19 protein-coding genes and 1 pseudogene are annotated in these 23014 nt (G+C 33.2%); 16 read left to right on the forward strand and 4 right to left on the reverse strand.

Going from position 1 to position 23014, the window contains the following annotated elements; translation table 11 throughout:
- From NHF50_RS13835 to NHF50_RS13880, 12 genes and pseudogenes are all read left to right on the forward strand, one after another.
- Nucleotides 1-793 (forward strand): T9SS type A sorting domain-containing protein (locus tag NHF50_RS13835; RefSeq protein ID WP_252777015.1); only part of this gene is annotated, 793 nt, incomplete at its 5' end.
- Between the two features lie 20 nt (nucleotides 794-813).
- Nucleotides 814-3966, forward strand: coding sequence for a hypothetical protein (locus tag NHF50_RS13840; RefSeq protein WP_252777016.1), 3153 nt, complete (start codon nucleotides 814-816; stop codon nucleotides 3964-3966).
- 11 nt (nucleotides 3967-3977) lie between these two features.
- Nucleotides 3978-8018, forward strand: a complete 4041-nt coding sequence (locus NHF50_RS13845) for a DUF6443 domain-containing protein (RefSeq protein WP_252777017.1) — start codon at nucleotides 3978-3980, stop codon at nucleotides 8016-8018.
- Between the two features lie 32 nt (nucleotides 8019-8050).
- Entirely contained in the window at nucleotides 8051-8473 is a 423-nt protein-coding gene (locus tag NHF50_RS13850) for a hypothetical protein (RefSeq protein ID WP_252777018.1), read from the forward strand.
- A gap of 57 nt (nucleotides 8474-8530) precedes the next feature.
- Nucleotides 8531-9748, forward strand: coding sequence for an RHS repeat domain-containing protein (locus NHF50_RS13855; protein WP_252777019.1), 1218 nt, complete (start codon nucleotides 8531-8533; stop codon nucleotides 9746-9748).
- The gene (locus NHF50_RS13860) at nucleotides 9717-10271 is read left to right on the forward strand and encodes a hypothetical protein (RefSeq protein ID WP_252777020.1); all 555 of its coding nucleotides are present in this window, start codon (nucleotides 9717-9719) and stop codon (nucleotides 10269-10271) included. The genes NHF50_RS13855 and NHF50_RS13860 overlap by 32 nt, the downstream gene beginning before the upstream one ends.
- A 244-nt stretch (nucleotides 10272-10515) precedes the next feature.
- Complete coding sequence (locus tag NHF50_RS13865; protein ID WP_252777021.1) at nucleotides 10516-11166, forward strand: RHS repeat domain-containing protein; 651 nt, start codon at nucleotides 10516-10518, stop codon at nucleotides 11164-11166.
- Nucleotides 11167-11231: 65 nt separating this feature from the next.
- Nucleotides 11232-11594: a hypothetical protein gene (locus NHF50_RS13870; RefSeq protein WP_252777022.1), complete on the forward strand. Its 363-nt coding sequence runs from the start codon at nucleotides 11232-11234 to the stop codon at nucleotides 11592-11594.
- Nucleotides 11595-11982: 388 nt separating this feature from the next.
- Nucleotides 11983-12051, forward strand: a pseudogene (locus NHF50_RS15850) (hypothetical protein); the annotation flags it as partial.
- A gap of 7 nt (nucleotides 12052-12058) precedes the next feature.
- Complete coding sequence (locus NHF50_RS13875) at nucleotides 12059-12610, forward strand: STM3941 family protein (RefSeq protein WP_252777024.1); 552 nt, start codon at nucleotides 12059-12061, stop codon at nucleotides 12608-12610.
- A 52-nt stretch (nucleotides 12611-12662) separates the two neighbouring features.
- The gene (locus NHF50_RS15760; protein WP_256476018.1) at nucleotides 12663-12794 is read left to right on the forward strand and encodes a hypothetical protein; all 132 of its coding nucleotides are present in this window, start codon (nucleotides 12663-12665) and stop codon (nucleotides 12792-12794) included.
- Between the two features lie 38 nt (nucleotides 12795-12832).
- Complete coding sequence (locus NHF50_RS13880; protein WP_252777025.1) at nucleotides 12833-13249, forward strand: hypothetical protein; 417 nt, start codon at nucleotides 12833-12835, stop codon at nucleotides 13247-13249.
- 187 nt (nucleotides 13250-13436) lie between these two features.
- Here NHF50_RS13880 and NHF50_RS13885 read toward each other — a convergent pair whose 3' ends face one another.
- Nucleotides 13437-14465, reverse strand: coding sequence for a formimidoylglutamase (locus NHF50_RS13885; protein ID WP_252777026.1), 1029 nt, complete (start codon nucleotides 14463-14465; stop codon nucleotides 13437-13439).
- Nucleotides 14466-14590: 125 nt separating this feature from the next.
- Between NHF50_RS13885 and NHF50_RS13890 the strand changes: the two genes are divergently transcribed.
- The gene (locus NHF50_RS13890; protein WP_109570226.1) at nucleotides 14591-15469 is read left to right on the forward strand and encodes a hypothetical protein; all 879 of its coding nucleotides are present in this window, start codon (nucleotides 14591-14593) and stop codon (nucleotides 15467-15469) included.
- 48 nt (nucleotides 15470-15517) lie between these two features.
- Here NHF50_RS13890 and hutI read toward each other — a convergent pair whose 3' ends face one another.
- Nucleotides 15518-16756 carry an imidazolonepropionase gene (gene hutI, locus NHF50_RS13895; RefSeq protein WP_252777027.1) on the reverse strand — a complete coding sequence of 413 codons (1239 nt, stop codon included), beginning with the start codon at nucleotides 16754-16756 and terminating at the stop codon, nucleotides 15518-15520.
- 72 nt (nucleotides 16757-16828) lie between these two features.
- Here hutI and corA point away from each other — a divergent pair, with 72 nt between their 5' ends.
- Nucleotides 16829-17899, forward strand: a complete 1071-nt coding sequence (gene corA / locus NHF50_RS13900; RefSeq protein ID WP_252777028.1) for a magnesium/cobalt transporter CorA — start codon at nucleotides 16829-16831, stop codon at nucleotides 17897-17899.
- A 10-nt stretch (nucleotides 17900-17909) separates the two neighbouring features.
- A complete protein-coding gene (locus tag NHF50_RS13905; RefSeq protein WP_252777029.1) occupies nucleotides 17910-18629 on the forward strand; it encodes a DUF1003 domain-containing protein in 720 nt (239 codons plus the stop codon).
- A gap of 51 nt (nucleotides 18630-18680) precedes the next feature.
- On the opposite strand, the gene fumC is transcribed toward NHF50_RS13905, so the two are convergent.
- Complete coding sequence (fumC, locus tag NHF50_RS13910; RefSeq protein WP_252777030.1) at nucleotides 18681-20060, reverse strand: class II fumarate hydratase; 1380 nt, start codon at nucleotides 20058-20060, stop codon at nucleotides 18681-18683.
- A 103-nt stretch (nucleotides 20061-20163) separates the two neighbouring features.
- Between fumC and NHF50_RS13915 the strand changes: the two genes are divergently transcribed.
- Nucleotides 20164-20331 (forward strand): hypothetical protein, encoded by a 168-nt coding sequence (locus NHF50_RS13915; protein ID WP_170108218.1) that lies wholly within the window; start codon nucleotides 20164-20166, stop codon nucleotides 20329-20331.
- Between the two features lie 67 nt (nucleotides 20332-20398).
- Here the strand turns inward: NHF50_RS13915 and NHF50_RS13920 are convergent, their stop codons facing one another.
- Nucleotides 20399-22867, reverse strand: coding sequence for a TonB-dependent receptor domain-containing protein (locus NHF50_RS13920; protein ID WP_252777031.1), 2469 nt, complete (start codon nucleotides 22865-22867; stop codon nucleotides 20399-20401).
- Nucleotides 22868-23014 lie beyond the last annotated feature (147 nt).

The following is a 23014-nucleotide window of genomic DNA, read 5'->3' on the forward strand; positions in this document are numbered from 1 at the left end:
TGGCGGGGAAAAGGACGATAATCTGAATGCTTTGATCCCTACCCGGGATGGCGGTTACCTGTTAGGCGGGAACTCCAATTCCGGAGCGACGTATTCCAAATCGAAGACCAACCGTGAAGGAACCGATTTCTGGGTGTTAAAGCTCGATGAGTCGGGTGAGATCGAATGGCAACAAACGTATAACTATGGCAAAGCCGATATCTTAACCTCACTGGTAGAGAACAAAGACGGTACGTTTATCATTGGCGGTTACGCCCAGAGTGAAGCGGACAAAAGCGGACAAAAAACACCTGTTAAAACCATCAGGAAAGACAAAGAAGGGATCAACGATTATATTGCTTTAAAGATCAAGCCTAACGGAGAGGAGCTTTGGAGTCAAACGGTAGGAAGCAAAGGCGATGAAGTGATGAAACGCTTGCTGGAAACCCGCGATGGAGGTTATCTTTTGGCAGGGACCTCAAACGGCACTGCCTCAAAAGACAAAAAGACAGCCAAAGGCGGTAATGACTTTTGGGTGGTAAAGCTCAAAGACAAGGACAAGGAAGAGAAAGCCCGCATTGACCTGGAAGCGGTACCGAACCCGACGGAATATTTTACCAATGTAATTGTAAGCTTTGACTACAGCAAAGGAACAGCGACTTTATACGATTTAAGCGGAAGAACAATCAGCCGTACGGAGATCAAAGGCGAAAAAACGATACCGGTAGATTTGACCAACCTACCAACCGGAATCTACGTAGTAGAAATAAAAACAGATACCGAAACCGGGGGTGTTAAAGTAATTAAGAAATAAATTTTTTAAAAATGGAGTATATGAAAAAAATATTGATATTAATATTTTCAATATTTAGTTTGAATAATTTAATATCTCAAAATGAGAGTAAAAGAGATTTAAATTTCTCGTTTCCTACAAATCCAACAGTATATGAATACACTAAATATGGAGATATATCGGTTAATGAATATAGGGGGCTAGCAGATATATCAATACCATTATATCAAATTAAGTGTGGCGGGTTAAATATTCCATTAAAATTAGATTATTACTCAGGAGGAATAAAAGTTGCTGAAGAAGCAGGAGTAGTTGGGTTAGGGTGGAGTCTAAATTTACCTACAATCATACAAACTGTAATGGATGAAGATGAACTAGATGACTCTGTTGTAAAATATAGTGATTTACCTGCTTATACAGGTAATCCTATTTTTATAAGCCGCGGTAATTTTCATCCTTCAGTTGGTATTATAAGTGGGAACTATTGTGAGTATGGAGGACAACATATTGTGTCTAATATTCCTAATTATTTTGCCATTAATTATACAAATTTTATAAAGAAAGATGGAAATTATATTTGTAGCTCAGATGCAAATTACGCATGGGAAATTGTTTGTGGACAGTATCATGATTCTGAACCAGATATCTTTACCGTTTATATAGAAGGTGTAGAATTAGTTTTTTCAACAAAAATTGTTAATGATGAAATTTTATTCATTGTAATTAATGGCAGAAATGAATTTAAAATTTCTAAAGAGAATTCTAGTATAAAGATAGTAAGTCCTAAAGGAGATAGTTATTTTTTTGAAATTTATACAAAAATTGAATCAGACTCATACGGGACTGGATTTTTTGATATAATTCGTAGTTATTCTTCAGGATATTCTTCAGTAGGAACAAATGTTCAAAAGGTTTTCAAACTTACAAAAGTAATAACTAGTAAAAACAACCTTGTTGAATTTGAATATGAAACGAATCAAGTTAATGAACTTCTTAAAAAAAGTTATAATTATTACAAAAAATTAAACTTGACTACATTAACAAATTTGAGTACCATAGCTGGTTATTATGATGGCTTTTCTAGATTAGAGCCATCTCAAGTAGGACAGTCAAGTCTTGTTAGTGGAGGAATTGAACACTTTTTTGGTTTAGTGTTAATGGGTTCTACTGATCCAGATATAGGAAATATATCACCTCAGGATGATTTTATGTGGACAACTAACTATACAAATCAAACGCAAAATTATTATTTCATAAAAAAGATAACAACAGAAAAAGAAGAAATTAATTTTAGTTATGAGGATCGAATCGATTATGAGGGAATGAAGAAGTTAACAAATATTAATGTTAAGAATATTAAGAATGATTTAATTAAAAACATAACATTTAATTACTCTTATTTTGGAAACCAGCTTGATTATAAAAATGCAAGATTAAAATTAAATTCAGTATCAATTGATAATGATAATCCATATATTTTTCAATATAATACAATTGAATTACCTCCTAAAGATTCAAAAATGATTGATTTTTGGGGTTTTTATAATGGACATAATAACACAAATTTGTTTCCTAATTTACAAGAACTAGGATATAATTATTCTGATAATTCTCAAAATAGTTTTATGTCTAATTTAAACTTTATGAAAGCAGGAACTATAGAAAGGATAATTTATCCAATGGGGGGATATAGTGATTTTGAATTTGAATTACATCATTTTACAAATTTTATACAATTTGATAATACATATGATAATAGCATTTATAATGGAAATTTGTCAGATGTATATGGAGGTGGTTTAAGAATAAAAAAAATAAGTTCTTATTCTTCAGATAATGAAATTTTTAAACAAAAAATATATAGTTATACAGGGGGTAAGAATATTTTTAAAAAGAAATTGGCTAAGCAATATTCTTTAAGTGTAGCTCAAGTTATCGACATATTGCCTTGTACTTCTAACCATACGACTGAAATAAATACATATACAGCAACTATTTTGGAAGCTGGATTAAGTTCTAATTACGGAACATCTATTGTCAATCAAGAGGATTATATCGGTTATGATTCTGTAGAAATAAAGGAAAGTAGTATATCTGAAAATGGAAAAATAGTTAGAAATTTTTACAACTTCCCATTTAATATGTTTATTCCAACTCAAAGTAAGAATTTCACACCTTTATATTTTTCAAATGGACAAAATGTTTTGAATGGAAATTTACTCAGTGAATCTTTTTTTAATGAATCAAATTTATTATTAAGGACAAATGAATTCACTTATACTACAAAATCTACAGGTGAGTCATTATATGGGATAAAAATAAGCGGTTATGATTATTACCTAAAACATTTTTGTGCTGTTTGTAGTGAAAATAATTATGGTAGTTATTGTGACGTTAATGCTGTTCCTAATTCAATTTTAACATCTTATCCAGTAAAGGGATATTCTGTATTTCGGTCAAGAGTGAAAAACATTGAGTATTTTCCATTAGGTAATAAAGAAACTACAACATATTATAACTACAATAATAATAATATTCCAACAGGAAAGACTATAAATGATGCTAACGGGAATACCATTTACAGTGAATCAACAAATATGATGTCTACAACAGATTTAATCAATAAAAATATATTAGATCTACCGTCAAGTACCTCAATTTCAGAAAACGGATCTGTTAAAAAATATTTTAATTATGTATACCAAGAGGTTAATACAGTTACTTTGCCTAGCACGATAGAAGAATTACCGGGAGGTAACCCTGACCCATCTAAAAAGATAAATACATTCTATGATTTATATGATGATAAAAGTAATCTGATCCAGTTTCACAGAGAAAATGATATTTATACCTCTGTCATCTGGGGATATAATAAAACCTTGATTGTTGCTAAAATAGAAAATGCACAATATTCACAAATTCAATCGTCATTGATTCAGGCTGTTCAAAGTGCTTCGGACACAGGTACCGAAGCTCAACTACAGATAGCTCTGGATAACTTAAGAAATTCCCTTCCTGGTGCTATGGTTACTACGTATACTCATAAACCACTTGTTGGCATCAGTTGTATTACAGATTCAAAAGGAGATAAAATAATGTATTATTACGACAGTAATAACCGATTGGAATATGTAAAAGATAAAGACGGAAATATCTTAAACGAATATGAATATCACTACAGACCTCAAAACTAAAGCAAGGACAAATGAAAACGAAGATACACAAGTTCAAAAAGATACAAGATAAACTTATGGCTAAAAAGTTAGGGTTTATTCTTGCTATGGTTCCTGTTCTTGCTCTAGGACAAAGTCAGGATCAGAATTACATCAAGCAAACCACATATAAACAAGCGAACCAAAATCAGGTAGCAAACCCGGATATAGATGTGGCAACTATTCAGGTAAATTATTACAATGGTTTAGGGTATCCTATACAACAGATTAGTCACAAACAATCCGGTACGGGAAAAGATATCATTACATACATAACCTATGACGAGTTCGGCAGGCAAACGAAAGAATTTTTGCCTTATGTCAGTCAGGCAGCCAGTTTAGATTTCGATTTAAGTTCCGATATAAATCAGGCAAATTATTACAGTAGTAATCCCGACCCCGGTTTTGAAACGACGGATTATCCTTTTAGCGAAAAAACATTTGATGATTCTCCTTTGAATAGATTGTTAAAACAAGCTGCTCCCGGAGAGATCTGGAAAAAAGACAATGGTCATGAAGTTCAGTTTGCTTATGATCTTAATTCAACGTCAGACGAGGTATTTCAATTTGAAGTCAACCGAAACTATGTTAGTAGCACAGAACTATATGCTTATTCTTTAAACTGTATAGGATACTATGCTCCCGGAACACTCTATAAAAATATAACCAAAAATGAAAACTGGACATCAGGTGTAAACAATACCATAGAAGAATATATAGACGATTTAGGAAGAGTAATTTTAAAAAGAACGTATAATAACGGGCAAAAATATGACACGAATTATGTTTATGATAAAATAGGAAACCTGATCTATGTTATTCCACCACTAGCCTCTGATACCGTAGCAAATGTTACCGTTACACAGGATCCGGTTACATATTATAGTCAAAGTTATTATATATCAGATTTTTTAATTGATGCCAATGGAGATCCTGTTACTTCCGGTGGGGGGAATATGTCTCTGATCATTGAGAATAATACGATAAGATTAGAATTTAGTGCCGGTTTTAATTCAGCAACTTTTGATTTAAGTAAACAATTAGAAATCAATGCCCCTGAACCTATTCCGGACATGACTCTTGGTTATGTGGATTTTTATTATAATGGGAATCATCAATTTATAGTTCAAATTCAAAATAATAAATTATTTTTTGAAGATTATACACCAAATGATCCCACTTTATATTTTACACAACTGCCCGGAATATCCCAAAACCTGACTCAGCCTATTAGTATTAATCTAGGTTATGAAACGATTTATACTCCTTCAACCGACAGCACTGTTTTAGATCCCTTATGTTACCAATACAAATACGATGATCGCAACCGAATGGTTGAAAAAAAATTACCCGGTAAACAGTGGGAATTTATCATTTATGACAAACTGGACCGACCTGTAGCAACCGGACCGGCATTTACGCCTTACGGGGGAACCGACATCGGTTGGCTAATTACGGAATACGATGTATTCGGACGAGTGGCTAAAACCGGATGGAAACAAATGACGGTCGATGCGAATAACCGATACACCAATCAAAGCAGTATTAATAGTAGCGGTACCCCATTTACATTGTCACAAAATGAAGTTTTAACAGAGAATTATTACGACGATTATACCTTTGCCGGAGCCCCTACTTTGCCTAATGACGTAGAAGGGCAAACACTGGCGACTAATGTTAAAGGATTACCCACCGGAACATGGGTACGTGTTTTAGACACACCGGGAAGTTCTACCGCAGAGACTTCCTATACCCTATACGATGATAGATACCGACCAGTACGGACTTATACAACCAATCATTTAGGTGGTTATACCCAGGTAGATACCAAACTGGACTGGGCAGGGAAAGTAGACTATACCCTGACTACGCATCAGTACAATTCCGGAGCAACTCCTGTAACGGTTAAAGATATGTATACCTATACTGACCAAGACCGCTTGTTGCTACACAAACAGCAGATCGACCAGACTGCCGAACAATTGATCAGCAAAAACACCTATGACGAACTGGGGCAATTGATCAGCAAAAATGTTGGCGGTACAGACGTTACGGGAGCAACCGCTTTACAAACGGTAGACTATACCTACAACATCAGAGGTTGGTTAACAAACATTAATGATGTTAATAATGTTATGACAGGCAATGACCTGTTTAACTTTAAGATCGATTATAACGACTATGCTCCTCTGGCGATCCATGATGCAGCACCTGATGCTTTGTATAACGGAAACATCTCGGCTACGTATTGGCGAACGGCAAATGATAACGTCCTGCGAAAATACAACTATTCGTATGACGACTTAAACCGATTGACCAATGCAGATTATCTTAAACCGGAAGCGACAGCCGTTTTTAACAACTACAAAGAACAAGTAAGTTACGATAAGAACGGTAACATAAAAACCTTGGTTCGAAACGGAGACCGCGATACCGACGGTACCCAGTCAGAACAGGAAATAGACAACCTGACCTATACGTATTCCAATAACGATACCGGTAACCAATTGTTAAAAGTATTCGACAGTACCAATATGCCATCGGGTTTCAAGGATGATAGTAACGGGATATATGATCCGGATGACGATTATGCGTATGATGCCAACGGCAACATGATCAGTGACACCCACAAAGGTATAACCAATATCACGTACAATCATTTAAACCTTCCGGTAGAAATTATATTTGGAACCAGTGCAAAAATTGGATACCTTTATAATGCAACAGGACAAAAGGTACAAAAACATGTGATCAGTTTTGTATCTTATTTGAATACGGTTACGGATTATCTTCAGGGATTTCAGTATACAGGTGCTAAGCTAAGCTTTTTCCCGCATGCAGAGGGTTATGTGAACGTTACGGAAACTTGTGGTTTTTTGAGCAGTTGTGGCTTTGCCTATAATTATGTGTTCAACTACACCGATCATTTGGGGAACATCAGATTGAGTTATGGAATAGACCCTGAAACCAGTACCCTTAAGATCATGGAAGAGAACCATTACTATCCTTTTGGATTAAAACATGCTAATTACAATAGTGATGAGTTGTTGTATCAAAAAGGAACAGCAGGAGCCGTAGTATTAAAAGGACCTACTACAACAGTGGAATCGGTTTATAAATATAAATACAACGGACAAGAGTTCCAGGATGAACTAGGGCTGAACATGTATGCAATGGATATGCGTCAGTATGACCCAGCTATAGCTCGTTGGGTAGTACAAGACCCTGTTATACATCATTCAATGTCACCATATAATGCATTTGATAATAATCCTGTTTATTGGGCTGACCCTAGTGGAGCAGATTCTCAGTTGCCAGGTTACGAAGAGACTGAGGGAATTGGTGGTAGAAAAAGGTTAGTAGATAGTCAAGGAAATTTGCCAGGTAATGTTATTGCTTCTAATGGAGGTGGAGGTGATGAAAAGGCAGTTAATGAAAACAATCCAATTCAGTTAAATGAAGTCGTTGTAACTCAAGGAGAAGAACAATACTATAATAGTGGGAACTCTTGGACATCTGAAATGGTTAATGGACAATTTGGTTACGGAGGTACCCTTGAACAATGGATTACAGAATATGGTATAGATGCATATAGAAATTATTCTAGTGAAGATGCTTTAAATTGGCATAAAGAAGTTAATTTGAAACTTATAAAAGAGTCAAATGATGCAGAATTAATGTTTAAGCTTCAATTTTTTGTAAATGGATTTACAACGATGAGTCAGGTTATTGCTCCATCTCAAGCATTAAATTCATTTATGGGTAGAGGATTATCAAAAACGTTTAATTATAATCCCCGTTTTAATGAAATTACATATCATCCTAGGTTAAGTAATCAGGGAGATGTGTTTCATAATTTTCCAAATTCATTTGATAGGCATATTATTCAAAATGGTACTTGGTCTCAAAGAATTAAAGATGGTGCAAATTGGCATGAATTAGGAGGTTCAATTAATGGTACTAAAGGAGTTTATCAAATTGGAATAAGTAAAACAAATACAATTTTTCATCGAAACTTTGTACCTTTTAAATAAGTTTAATAATAATTAATAAAAATTAATAGTATATGTTTGATAACGATAATTTTATAGAATTTATAGACAAAACAGGTAATAATAAAATTGGTTTTGGAGATTTTAATCAAGAATATTTTGAGTCTCCAATTTTCTTGTCAACAAAAATGGATTTAAACATAGGTGGATTTAAAAAAGAAGATGTTTTAGATATAGAACTTTTGGATTTAAAGCTATTAAAAGAAAACCTAAAAAAGTTAATAAACAATGATTTGAAAAATGTAAATTTTGTGAATATAGATTCTTATTTTAATATTTATATTACAAGCAATGATTTTCAAGAAGTTAAAATAAAAGGAAATATTAAAGATAAAGAAAATATCTGCGATTTGAAATTTGAATTTTCAACTGACTTGTCTAGTATTACTATGATGATTGAAAAGTTAGCCCGAATAGAAAATAGGTATACTAAATAATTTTATTAAAAAAGGGCGATTCCTAATCCGTTTCGCCTTTTTAAAAAATAAGTTCTTTTGAAGTTTTTCCCGTATGCAGAAGGTTATGTGAACGTTACGGAAACTTGTGGTTTTTTGAGCAGTTGTGGCTTTGCCTATAATTATGTGTTCAACTACACCGATCATTTGGGGAACATCAGGTTGAGTTATGGAATAGATCCGGCAACCAGTACCCTTAAGATCATGGAAGAGAACCATTACTATCCTTTTGGGTTAAAGCATACGAAATACAACAGCGACACCTATGATTTTATAGTAACCAATTCGCAATCCGGAGACGGGTATTATGTAGGGATAGACCCGGTAGCTGCCGGTAGCAGAAAACTCTACCAAATGAAATATAATGGCAAGGAGTACCAAGATGAACTGGGATTAAACTGGTATGATTACGGCGCAAGGAATTATGATTCTGCTTTAGGGCGTTGGATGAATATTGATCCAATGGCTGAGTTTTATGATAGGAACTCACCTTATGTTTACGCTTCAAACAACCCTGTTTATTTTCTTGATCCTGATGGCATGAGAATTGATGTATCACAAATACTTAAGAAAAATAAAAATGGAGAGTATGTGAATAAAGATTTAGCAGAAGCCTTTTTGAATTTTGCAAATTCTAAAGAAGGAATAGCCTTCCTCTCTTTATTTGCGGAAGCTGGACAAACAATTGGTAATCATACATATACAGAAAATGGTTTTTTTCACGATGCCGGTATAGATATTGGATACGGAGTTGGAATGAACAGTAGGAAATGTGATGATTGTATAGGAAAAGGAGATGAAGGTTCAAATGGTGCAATGAATCCTCGCCCTTGGATGACTAAAAAAGGAAAGGAAAGACTTTTTTTAGGTATCTATATAAATGGAGATTTGAATACCAATAATATTGATGCGAAAAGTTATAAAGAAGATAGGAATAATGAGGAAAAAAGGATTAAATATATTTTAAGCAGAACGGGAACTATTTTCCATGAAAGTTATATTCATGCGTTTTTATTAGCTAAAGACTATAAAGATGATGGGGATTTAAATAATTCTGTTATTCCTGAGGAAATAAAAAATAAAGTTGACAATATGTCAAATGTCAGGGATCACAGTCAAAAATATCATCATGAATATGCAAAGACAAAGAGTTCAGTATATTCAAGATTTGCATTACCTGCTCTAATTAGTATTTATAAAAAATATAACATAAACATTACAAGAAATGAATTGGAAAATCAACATAAAGGAGATTAAGTTTTTAATTTTAATACTCGTTTTATTTCTTTTAAGCTGTGGGAAAAATAAAAGACTTTCAAATGCAGAAAAGATTAGAATACTAAATGAAGTTTTTTCTGATTCTGTAAATAGTGATTTATTTTTTAAAAAATGCACATTTTTAGACATTCAGATAACTAATCCTTCAGCTATGTTATATGAAGATTTAGATAATGATACTTTAATACAATTTGACTCTTATCCTGATTATGTGGCTAGGCTTTTAAAAGAACAAGATCTGAACTATATAAATAGGCAGATAATTGAAAACGAAGAACTAAAAATATCTGGTTTGGAACAATATGGATACAATTTTCAAAAATCTCAAGAAAAAAGAAATGATGCTGATTGTTACATAGCAATTTCTAAACCTTTATTCAATAAAAAGGAAAACAAGTTTTACATAATTGTTCGTGAAGATGGGACATTATTCGAATTACTTTTTAAAAAAGATAAGGACAAATGGTTTTTTGATAAACAGATAAGCTATTTTATTGAATAGAGAAAACAAAAACGGTAGTTTTTCAGATTTAGTGATCTATTTTTAAGATGTATTAAAAGGTTTTAAAAATCAAATTAATTAAGGCGATTCCTAACCGTTTCGCCTTTTTAAAAATAAGTTCTTTGAAGTTTTTCCCGGCATGCAGAGGGTTATGTTAACATAACACAACCTACAAAATCAGGTGCAAATGCGTACAATTATGTGTTTAACTACACAGATCACCTGGGGAATATAAGATTGAGCTATGCAAAAGGAGCCGGTACGGCACCGGTATTACTATCCTTTTGGGTTAAAGTATACCAAATACAACAGCGATAATACCTATGATTTTATAGTAACCAATTCGCAATCCGGAGACGGGTATTATGTAGGGATAGATCCGGTAGCTGCCGGTAGCAGAAAACTCTACCAAATGAAATATAATGGGAAGGAGTACCAAGATGAACTGGGGTTAAACTGGTATGATTACGGCGCAAGGAATTATGATTCTGCTTTAGGGCGTTGGATGAATATTGACCCTAAAGCCGAGCTTTTGGAAATGTCTTCACCTTTTGTATATTCACTTAATTCGCCTTTAGTGTATATTGATATTGATGGAGAGTTACCAATATTAATTAATGGTAAAGTTGGTTCTGATAGTGATAGAGCAAATGAGAAGTATTGGACTAAAGAAATAATTAATACAATAAAAAATTCTGGGATTGCTAATCCTGGAGGGGAATTACATTTTGTAGATGGAGATAGGGGCTGGAATCATTATAATGGAAAATCTTTTCCATCTAAGAGTAACCCTACTTTTGCTTCAGATAGAAGAATGGGAGGTAGATTGCAAGCTGATGCTGATTGGCAAACTATATTAAATAAGCAGGAAAAAGACCAAAAACAGGTAAAATAATTGAAAAAATTCAAATTTATACACATAGTAGAGGCGGAGCTTTTGGTGTTGGATATACGGAGCAATTGTTAAAATTAATAAAAGAGAATTCAAGCTTATTTGCAGATTCAAATAATGTAATTGATTTTGTTTTAAATTTAGCTCCTCATCAATTAAATTCTTTAACGTCTCCAGATGGTGTTGATGGATATTCGATAGATAGAACATGGGATATGTTATCAGGAGATGATATGGGTAACCTAAATGCAGCTTTTAAAAGTTCTTCTGAAAAAGGTAATTTAGGAGAATCCCATAGAATAAAGTCTTTTCAAAAAGAATTAGGAGCATTTCTGGATGCTTTTAACGGTAGTGGAGGTAATAATGATAAATTAATAAATAGTTTCATTGATAAAATGAAGTCTTATGGAATTAAAGTAACAGTACAGTAAATTATGAAAATTAGAATAATATATTTTTTCGTTTTTTGTGTTCTATATATAGCTTTACAGATTATTGGAGCTTTACTTGAATTTTTAATTTTCGGTTCAGGTGATGGAATAAATGGTTATAGGATGCTAATACCCTATTTAATGTTAATGTTTCAGATTTTATTAATGTTTTTTATTAGGTTTAATAGCAAAATTTCTTTCTTTAAGAAAGATTTGATTCTTTTCTTTTTGAGTGTTTTAATTCCCATTTTAATATTTTTATATCAATATTATTTCATAAATGTTTTTTAAGGCGATTCCTAACCGTTTCGCTTAAATCATCAGTAATGTTTTAAAGTTAATGATTTAATTTTTAATGAGTTAATCGTTTGATAATTCTAAATTAACTGAAATTGAAGACAATCACAATTTCTTTGCAAATGGAATTCTGGTTCATAATAACATAATTGATAACTAGACTGTTTATGATAAAAGATGTTAAAATCAAATTAAATAAGAAAAAGATGTATAAATCTATTGTTGTTTTAATCATTTTTCTTTTAATATGTTTATTGTTTGTTTTTTACCCTGACACTTTTACTTCTGTAATTTTTAGAAGTAAATACTTGATTTTTTTAATTGGAATTTCAGGAATAATATTTTCTATTCTTTATTTATATCCAATAATTAATAAACTTTATAAATTAAATATTGGATTAGAGATAAATGAAAATGGGATAATTAATAATACAGAATATCTAAATCTAGGATTAATTAAATGGTCTGATGTAAATAATGTACGAGTTAAAGAATTCGGTAATGGAAAAATTTTATTATTAGATTTAAAAAATGAGGACGACTACCTTAATAGATTAAATAGTATTGTCTTTAAATTTTATGCAAAATTTAATAAAGTTCAATATGGTACAATAGTTCACATAGCTCATTCTACATTGGAATGTACTTTTGAGGAATTAGAAAAGTTGGTAATTGAAAGTTATGATTCAAGTAGGAGTAAACACCAAGGCGATTCCTAATCCGTTTCGCCTTTTTTCATCTATTTAAGAGTCTTATGATAAACTAAGGCAATTGATCAGCAAAAATGTTGACGGTACAGACATCACGGGAGCAACGGGTTTACAAACACCTAATTATAGTTTTGCAGAATGGGCAGAAAATAAAGGTAAGATTTATGACCATAAAAAGAAATCTGTGAAATAATTTATAATATCATTTTAAATGATAAATACACTTAGAAAATGAATATTGTAATAAAAACTAAAGAAATAAAAGAGAAAGAATTGTTTTTAAGGCATCTTCAAAGTCATTTAAAAGAGAAAGGAATTGATAGTGTGCTTATTGAAAAAAATATGTTGATTCTTAAAAATAAGTTCTTTAATAATCAAAGTCGGTTAAACAGTTTCGCTTATACTAAAGATGGAAATATTAACATTAATTCTTTTGAAGGTAATACAAAGATTAATTATAAGTATCGTAGTTATAAATTTCCATTATATATATGTCTTTTTTTTGGAATTTTAACCTTTTTTGAAAAAATACCGTTAATTATATTCTTATTAGTGTTAGTAATAGTTTTTTTAAATAGTTATATAAATTACTTAAAGCAAAAAAAGTATATCAAGAAATTAACAAACGAATTTATAGATAAAAAATAATATTGAAAGAAAATCGGATAATGTTTCAGAGCCAATGGTTCATTTTTTGGAAAATTCTAGCAGTTTTCATAAATAATATTATTAAAGGCGATTCCTAACCGTTTCGCCTTTTAAAATAAGTTCTTTATAATGCTTCTATTGTTTTATAAGACATAGCTAACCTTTTTGCGAATTTCAGTCAAAAAAATCACATTTTACTTTTCATAAAATCAGTAACCAGATAAGCAATCAGCTTCCCTGTAAGGTGACTGTTGTTTGTATGATCCAGGTCAGGAGCTCCTTCACATATATGCAAATAAGAAGCATTTTTATGGTTGCCGAAGTAATACACATACTCCCGGGCTTGTTGTACACTAAAACCGCTTAACGTCATAGCGCTGGAATAGATTCCCGGAATAGCATCCAGATCCAATTCAATTCCGAAAGGATCATTCTTTATAAAATTCAAAGCTTCTGCCATCTGAGAGTTGAACTCTTTTACTCTTTTGACTTCAATCTCTTCATAGGTAACATAGCGAACACGCTCGTTCAATTCTTTTAACGTATTGAAAACACTCTTAGAGACAAAGTTTTCATGTAAACCGAATACAAAATAATTTTTCAGAAAACCTTCTTCAAAAGCATAACTGAAACCATTTCCGGAATGACGACCTTCTAAAACTCTGAAATCAGTATGGGCATCAAAATTGATAGCATTTACCGGCTTTCCTTTGGCTAATGCCAAACCTTTAATATTACCATAAGCATTATTGTGACCACCACCGATAATGATAGGCGTTTTGCCGGTATTTATAATTTGATGAATAATATGAGATACTTCTTTATCGATCTTTTCTACTAACTGAAATAAACGTTTTTTTTCTTCTTTAGAATAGATGGATAAATTTTGTGCTTCCTGCATTTCCTGATCGAGGTTCAAAGCCCCTAAGATCAACAGATCACTCCCTTTACAAAACTTATTGTGTTGGATGTTAACAAGACTTTTAAGGGTATTTTCGTATGCGGAAGCGGTGCCGGTTCGCCCGAAGTTAGCTTTTACACCGATATCTTCCGGTAAGCCTAAAAGGACAAAAGAGGCTGTAGAATTTTTAATAAAGTCAAGAATATCAGTGTTTTCAGGTACCACTTGAATACGTTCTCCGAATTTTATTTCACCGCTTCTGTGATGGGTAATTTTAGCTAACTCCTGTGAGGTTAACAATTTGATATTTTCCATTGCGCTTTTATAGTAATTCCATAACCAAAATTACTATTTTAAAATTAGTTACCTAATAAATTGACAAAATACTTAATAAATTGTAGATTTGCTATTATCTAATCATAATTAAAACCTTTATCTCTATGGAAAACAAGCCTAATAATTCAAAGCTAAAAGCAGTCTTTTTAGTATTGATATTGTTACTAATTGCCAGTGTTGGTTACATTGTTAAATTAAGTTCGGATATCTCCGGATTGAAAAAAGAAAAAACCGAAGTTTTAACAGAAAAAGATTCTATTGCTAATGATTTAGAAGCCAGAATTGCAGAATTAGACGTAATGTCTAAGGAAAAAAACGGACTGGAGGATGAGATCAAAGATCAGAAAGCTGAAATGGAAAAGTTATTAGAGCAGGTAAAAAAATCAGAAGGGGATTTATCGCGTTATAAAAATGAATATTTCCGCTTGAAAAGAGAGATGGATAACTTAGTTGCAGAAAATAAATTACTAAAAGAGCAGAATGTTGCGCTAACATCGAGTTTAGACAGTACTCAAACGGAATTAAATGCTTCTAAAAAATATTCTGACACTTTGTTAATGCAAAATGAAGGTTTGGCTCAAACAGTAGAAAAAGGGTCGAAATTAGCGGTATTGAACTTAAATGTATTAGCCGTTAAAGAAAAAAGTTCAGGTAAACAAGTTGAAACAGATAAGGCAAGCAGAGCTAATAAGTTAAAAGTAAGCTTCTTAATTGCTGAAAACCAAATAGCGAAATCTGAAGATAAAACCTATTATGTTCAGATAATTGATAGCAAAAACAATATTTTAGGTGAGAAACAAACAATCCCTGTAGGTGATAAAACACTGACCTATAGTTTCACTACAACAGTAAAATATGAAAATAAAACGGTTCAGGTAAATGAAGAAGTTTCAGGTGAAGATTTTCAGGCAGGAACTTACTTTGTAAATGTATTTACTGCATCCGGAGAAAATGTTTCTAAAACAAGCTTTAACTTGAGATAAAACTCTTCGATTTATAAAAATAAAAAAAGCGCTTACTAAGCGCTTTTTTTATTCGATAAACATTCCGTTGATCATAACCTTGTCAATTAACACCGACCCGAATTCATAAGGAATCTGGTAAAATGAAGTAACAGGTTTTGTCATCATTACATTCGCTTTTTTTCCTCTGCTTATAGTTCCAGTTTCGTTTTCGATCCCCATCGCATAAGCAGCATTTAATGTAGCGGCATTAATAGCTTCTTCAGGTGTCATTTTCATTTTTATGCAAGCTGTTGCGACTACAAAGTTCATATTGCCTGATGGAGTAGTACCGGGATTGTAGTCGGTAGCTAATGCTAACGGCAAACCGGAATCTATCATTCTTCGGGCAGGAGTATAAGGAATACTAATAAAGTAAGAACAACTAGGCAGAGCCACCGGCATAGTGTTGCTCTCTTTTAAAACAGCAATATCTTCGTCAGTTACTATTTCTAAATGGTCTACACTTAGAGCACCGTTTTCAACACAAGCCTGAATACCGTTTATCGCTGTAAATTGGTTCACATGAATTTTAGGAGTTAAGCCGTACTGTTTACCGGCTTTCATGATCTGAATAGTTTCATCAACAGAAAAATATCCGGTTTCAAGAAAGGCATCAATATAGTCGGCTAAATTTTCTTTGGCAATCTCAGGTAGCATTTCATTGAGCATTAGATCAATATAAGCCTGATGATCTGTTTTATATTCGGCAGGGAAAGCGTGTGCTCCTAGAAAAGTGGCTTTAATAGGAAGATCATAGTTTTCTTTTAGACGTTTTATAACGCGGAGCATTTTTAATTCTCCTTCTGTAGTTAAACCATATCCTGATTTTATTTCTACTGCTCCGGTACCGAGTTTGATGATCTCTTCCAAACGTTTTTTTGATTGTTCATAAATTTCATCTTCTGAAGTTTCATTCAATCGTTTGGCTGAATTAAGGATTCCGCCGCCTCGTTCGGCAATTTCTTCATAGGACAAACCGTTAATTCTATCGGCAAATTCCTGAACCCGGTCTCCGGCATAGACCAAATGAGTATGACTGTCAACCCAGGTAGGCAGAACAACACAACCGCTTGCATCTACAACAGTGGTATTTTCCGGATTCGGACATTGGGTCATAGGGCCAAAATCTTTGATAATAGTATCTTCGATCAATAAATAAGCATTATCAATCTTAGGAAGTTTTTTCATCTCTTCACCTGCGATATAGGCAATATGACTTTCTCTTACTTGTAATAGTTCTTTTATGTTTTTGAATAGTATAAGCATAGAAAATATTTTGGGTAAAAATAAGCCCGAATTTTAAAAACTCCTATCTTTATAGAGACAAAAATTGAGACTTTGAGAAAATTAAAATATAAAAAAGGACGAAAAGTTAACTTTCAACCACTGGAATACAATGGTATTTACACTGACAGAAAAACTGAAATGCAGTTGTTTGTGTACAATGAGAACAATATAGTGGAGTACCAGAATGTTTCCGTAACTGATTTTATAAAAAACAGAGATTCGGAGCAATGTAATTGGTTAAATTTACACGGGTTAACGAATGTAGAAGCGATCAGGGAACTTACAGATTATTTACAGCTCAACAGTATTATTATTTCTGATATTTTAAATATAACTCGGGGAACCCGACTTGACGAGCTTGATGAGTCTCTGTTTTTCAGTATAAAATCTATTTTGCCATCTGAAGGCAATGAAAGCATTTCCATAGAGCAGATCAGTTTTTTAATTCAGGAAGGGTTAGTGGTTTCCTTTCAGGAAAAGCGAGGAGATTTTTTTACTCACATCAGGGAAAGGCTGCGAACTAATAGTGGTGTGGTACGCAAAAAGAAAGTAGATTATTTACTTTTTCTGTTGCTCGACGCCGTAATAGAGAACTTTTACATCACTATTGAGAAGAAGGAAGAAAGAATTGAAAACCTGCAACAAAGATCCAAGACATCAGATGAACCTGAAATAGTAGAAGAAATTGAACAGTTACGGGAAGTATTTCACTTCTTAAAACGTTCTTTAATACCATTAAAAGAAGCTTTATTTACGATCAAGACGATCAAGGAAGACGATGATTTTAACAGTATACAGGAGAGTAATTTTGTGTATTTTAGCAGGTTGCATCAAAAAACAATTGAACTTTTAGATCAGATAGAATACGATATGAGCTCGCTTGATAGTGCCAGTAATTTTTATTACACTACACAAAATCACAAGATGAATGAAGTGATGAAAACATTAACGGTTATATCATCTATCTTTTTGCCTTTGACATTTATAGTAGGTTTGTATGGAATGAATTTCCACAATATGCCGGAACTCAGCACGCGTTATGGTTATTATGTAGTACTAACTGTAATGGCTTTGTTAGTATTCGTAATGATTCGTTATTTTAAAAAGAAACGTTGGTTTTAATTGATTAGTCATGTCCAAAAAAGATATTTTTACCAGCTCTATTTCACATAAAGAATTTCCTTTAAGTGAAAAAGTCTATGGAAGATCTGTTCGTAAACCTATATTTGATCTGATCTTAGGGGAATATCCGACATTTACCAAGAGTAGTGTTATTTCTGTATCTGAGTTGAATTATTATCGCGAAAAGTATATAGGGTCCTTATTATTAAATGAAGAGGGAGAGTTATCCGGTTTAGAGAGAACAGTATTAGATTCGATGACTAATAGAAGTAATTTGAGTCAGTTGATAGAAGAACAGACGGTATATACTTTTGGACAAAAAATAGCGGATAAAGTAGCTGAATTTGGCGGCAGCTGGACATTTATCTTGTCTTTTATGTTTTTTCTATTTGCATGGATACTAATTAATGTTTTCTTTTTACTGAATAAAGGATTTGACCCATATCCGTTCATATTACTGAACCTGATTTTATCTTGTTTAGCGGCTTTACAGGCACCCATCATTATGATGAGCCAAAATCGTCAGGAAGAAAAAGACCGTGAACGTGCCAAAAATGATTATATGATTAATTTGAAATCTGAATTAGAGATTCGGATGTTGCATGAAAAGATCGACCATTTAATTTTACACCAGGAACAATCTATGTTGGAAATTCAGAAAATTCAAATTGATATGATGAATGATATTATAGCTAAGATTGAGAATTCTAATTCTATAAATAAAAAATGAAAAGCCTTGATGCAATAAAAGGCTCTTCACTCCATGTTAAAAATGAATTAATCAAACCATTTTCTTCGGATCGACCCATTGGTCAAAATCTTCTTCTGAAACATATCCTAACCGAATAGCTTCTTCTTTTAAAGTAGTTCCGTTCGCATGTGCTGTTTGCGCGATCTCTGCTGCTTTATAATAACCTATTTTAGTATTTAAAGCAGTAACCAACATCAGTGAATTTTTTAATAATTCATCTATCCTTTTATAATTGGGTTCAATACCGTTAACACAATGTTCAGTAAACGATAAACAAGCATCGCCCAGTAATCGGGAAGATTGTAAGAAATTAGCAATAAGCAAAGGTTTAAAGACATTTAGTTCATAATGTCCTTGTGTGGCTCCGATCGTTATTGCTACATCATTTCCCATTACCTGTGCAGCTACCATAGTTAAAGCTTCACATTGTGTAGGATTTACTTTTCCGGGCATAATGGATGATCCGGGTTCATTTTCAGGAATAAGGATCTCTCCGATACCCGAACGCGGTCCGGAAGCTAAAAGCCGAATGTCATTTGCTATTTTATTTAAAGATACGGCAAGCTGTTTCAGAGCAGCATGACCTTGTACAATGGCATTGTGGGCAGAAAGCGCCTCAAATTTATTAGGTGCCGTTTGAAATGAAATGCCGGTAAATTCAGAAATATATTGAGCCACCAGGGTATCATAGCCTTTAGGAGTGTTCAGACCGGTTCCGACTGCGGTTCCGCCTAAAGCTAATTCTGATAAAGGTTCAAGTGATTGTTTCAGCGTTATTAAACCGTTTGCCAGTAATTGGGCATAACCCGAAAATTCCTGACCTAAGGTCAGGGGAGTAGCGTCCATTAAATGGGTACGGCCTATTTTGATAACATCTTTAAATTCTTCAGCTTTTGCATTCAATGCTTTTTGTAAAACTTCAATCGCCGGAATGGTATGTTTAATCAGTTGAATGCTGGCAGCAATATGCATTGCTGTGGGAAAGGTATCGTTTGACGATTGCGATTTGTTAACATCGTCATTAGCCTTCAGTATAAAATCTTCACTAAAATCTTTCCCCGTTAATTGTTGGGCCCTGTGGGCGATCACTTCATTAACATTCATGTTAGATTGTGTCCCTGAACCGGTTTGCCAAATGACCAACGGAAAATGTTCGTCGAGTTTCCCGTCCAGTATTTCATCACAAACGTTAGCAATAAGATCACGCTTTGTTTCCGTTAAAACATTCAATTCAGTATTTGTAAATGCGGCCGCTTTTTTTAAATAGGCAAAAGCTTCAATAATTTCATGTGGCATAGAGGCCGGAGCACCGATTTTGAAATTATTGCGGGAACGTTCAGTTTGTGCACCCCAAAGTTTATCAGCCGGAACACTGACTTCACCTAAGGTGTCTTTTTCAATTCTGTACATTGTATCATATTTTCTATAAAGTTAGAATTTTTATAGAAGAAAGTTTGTTATCATAATGCTAAAAATAGTATCTTTGAGCTGAATTCATAAAATTCCGGAAAACATGTTTGAATTTCAACAGTATTTAGGTTTTTTACTTTTCTTAACCATCCTTACAATCGGATTTTGGTTAATGATTTTCTTGGCTTCATTTGTACCTTACTGGTTAGGTGGTGCTATTAAAGAATTCATCAAAGAGAGAAGAGATAAAAAACGCAATAACCAAGAATAACGAATTGATTCTTAGTTAAAAGCAAAAAAGTCCTGATAGTACATCAGGACTTTTTTTATGATAATAATTAACCCATAAACTCTCCGTCACCACCACCGTCATCTCTTCTTTGCTGGTCTTTTTCTTTTTTCATGTTAAAACGGTATGTGAAAGAGAAGTTGATTTGTCTTTGTCTCCATTGAAATTCTGAGTAGGAGTCAACACTTCCCGGTAGGTAGGTGTCCATTCGTCTTTTACGGCTGTTAAATAAATCGCTGACATTTAAGGATAAGGTTCCCTTATCTTTTAAAACGTCTTTACTGAATGCTAAGTTTACGGATGTCATAGACAAACGTTTTCCCTGAGCTGTAGTTTGCGGTGCCCGATACATAATATTAGTCTGCCAGTCAATTTTATAAGGTAAGGTTACTTTTGAACTTAGTCGGGTAAACCAGGTTGTTGCCACATTGTCTAAATTCTGAACTACAGGATTGTTTTGGTAATCAACATAGCTGAATTCTCCTTTTGTTTCATTTCGGAATAAATTGAAATTAGAATTCAATCGCCACCATTTAAAAGGATTGTAATTAACATTGAACTCAAAACCGGCACGGTATTCTTTGGCTAAGTTAATAGGTGTACTAACAATAACCGGAACGTCGTCTACAAAATTTCCGGATTCTCTTCTTACAAATTGAAAAGAATCGTCAGTAAGGTTTACGTAAGCAGAAGTGTTTACTGTTACTTTGTTCCATCTTTTCAAATAGCCTAGATCAAAGACATTAGTATAAGAAGGATTCAGATCGGGATTTCCCTGAAAGATATTAATATTACTTGAGTAAGATGAGAACGGATTTAAAAAACGTCCTCTGGGTCTGTTGATCCGTTTACTATAGCTTAAGCTCATAGAGCTACTTTCACTGAATTCATATCCTAAAGTAGCAGAAGGGAAGAAATTGTTGTATTTTTTCTTGTTATAATCGTTTGATGTAATGGAGTTAACATCAATATTACTGTCTTCAAAACGAACACCTAAGAAATAAGAGAATTTTTTGAATTTGTTCCCGTATTGCATGTAAAGGGCATTGATTTTTTCTTTGTATTCCAATAAATTAGAGTATAAATCATTGCGAACCCAACTTCCGTTATCTTCTGATTCGATAACAAAATCAGTTAAATTATTTTGAAAAGAACCTCTGTATCCAGCCTCAAAACGTCCGTTCTCGCCTATAGGCAATACATAATCCGTTTGGAAAAGATTGCGATTTTGACTGTTATTATTTAAAGTTCTTTCGTATAAAAGATAAGGAGTACCGTCCAGGTTTTGATCGGTAATTGTAGAGCTATCGTCTTCACGGTTTTGTGAAAAAGCCATGTCAACTGTTAATTTATGGCCTTCTTTTTTAAAATCTTTTGTGAAGTTGGTAGCATATTCAATTCTGAAGTTATCACTGATTCCGTCATTAAAACGGTTTTTAGTATAATCATAATTATGATCTGCATCATAATAGGTAAGGTATACATCATCAGGGTTTTTACCGTTACTTTCAGCAAAAGTCACAGAATTTGTCCAGGTCAATGATTTTGTCAACGACCAGTCAATACCGAAATTAGCATTGTATCCTTCATTCTGACGGTGATTTTTTCTTCTTTCTTCGCTATAGCTTTTAGTTGAATTATCATCGTTTAAGTAACGAGAGTCCGTTGAGGAATTACCGGGAGAATTTCTGTAATTGTATCCGAAGTTAGAGAATAAGTTGAAGTTCTCAGTCTTTTTGTTGATACTGGCATTAGCCATATAGTTTTCAGGATCACCGGCTGTTAATACAATAGATCCGTTTACGCCGTTAGTTTTACCTTTTTTCAGTACAATGTTAATAATACCACCACCACCTTCAGCATCATAACGTGCAGACGGATTGGTTATAACTTCTACTTTGTCTACAGAATCGGCAGGAAGTAATTTTAAAGCATCGGCAATGTTAATCCCTGCCAGACCTGAAGGTTTTCCGTCAATTAAAATCTTAACATTTTCATTACCTCTTAAAGCGATATTTCCTTCCGGATCAACCGTTACTGAGGGCACATTATCTAAAACATCACTTATTGTTCCGCCTTTAACGGTCATATCTTTTCCTACGTTGTAAATTCGTTTGTCAAGTTTAATTTCAACGGTTGATTTTTCAGCAACTAATTCAACACCTTTTAGTTGAGACACATCGGCTTCCAGATAAACAGCACCGAAATCAGTATCTGTTGTAAAAGTTCTGGTTTTAATTTCTACGGTCTTAAAAGAAATATACTCAAACCGCACATTATAGGTTCCGGCAGTTACTTCAAAGTTGAAATTACCGTCCATATCAGTTACGGAACCTGATAATTTTTCAGGATTTTTAGCATCTTGAAATACGACAGTAGCGTATTCTAAAGGTAAATCTGTACCTTTTTCAATGATCTTTCCGGTGATTTTAATTTTTTTTCCTCCTGTATTTCCCTGAGAAAAAGCAGTAGTTGTGGCTAATAGTAATAGTGTAATAGTGGTGAGTACTCGTTGCATTTATTAAAGTTTATTTCTTTAGACGACAAAAATAAACTTTGGTTTAAGCGTAAAATCACAAATCTTTGTTAAAAAATGAAAACAGAAATTTTAAGAAGCTTTTGTTCGGTTAGGAACAGGCAAGATCAGGAGTAATTTGATGTATGA

The organism is Flavobacterium sp. NRK F10, assembly GCF_024054235.1.
Lineage (GTDB): Bacteria > Bacteroidota > Bacteroidia > Flavobacteriales > Flavobacteriaceae > Flavobacterium > Flavobacterium sediminis.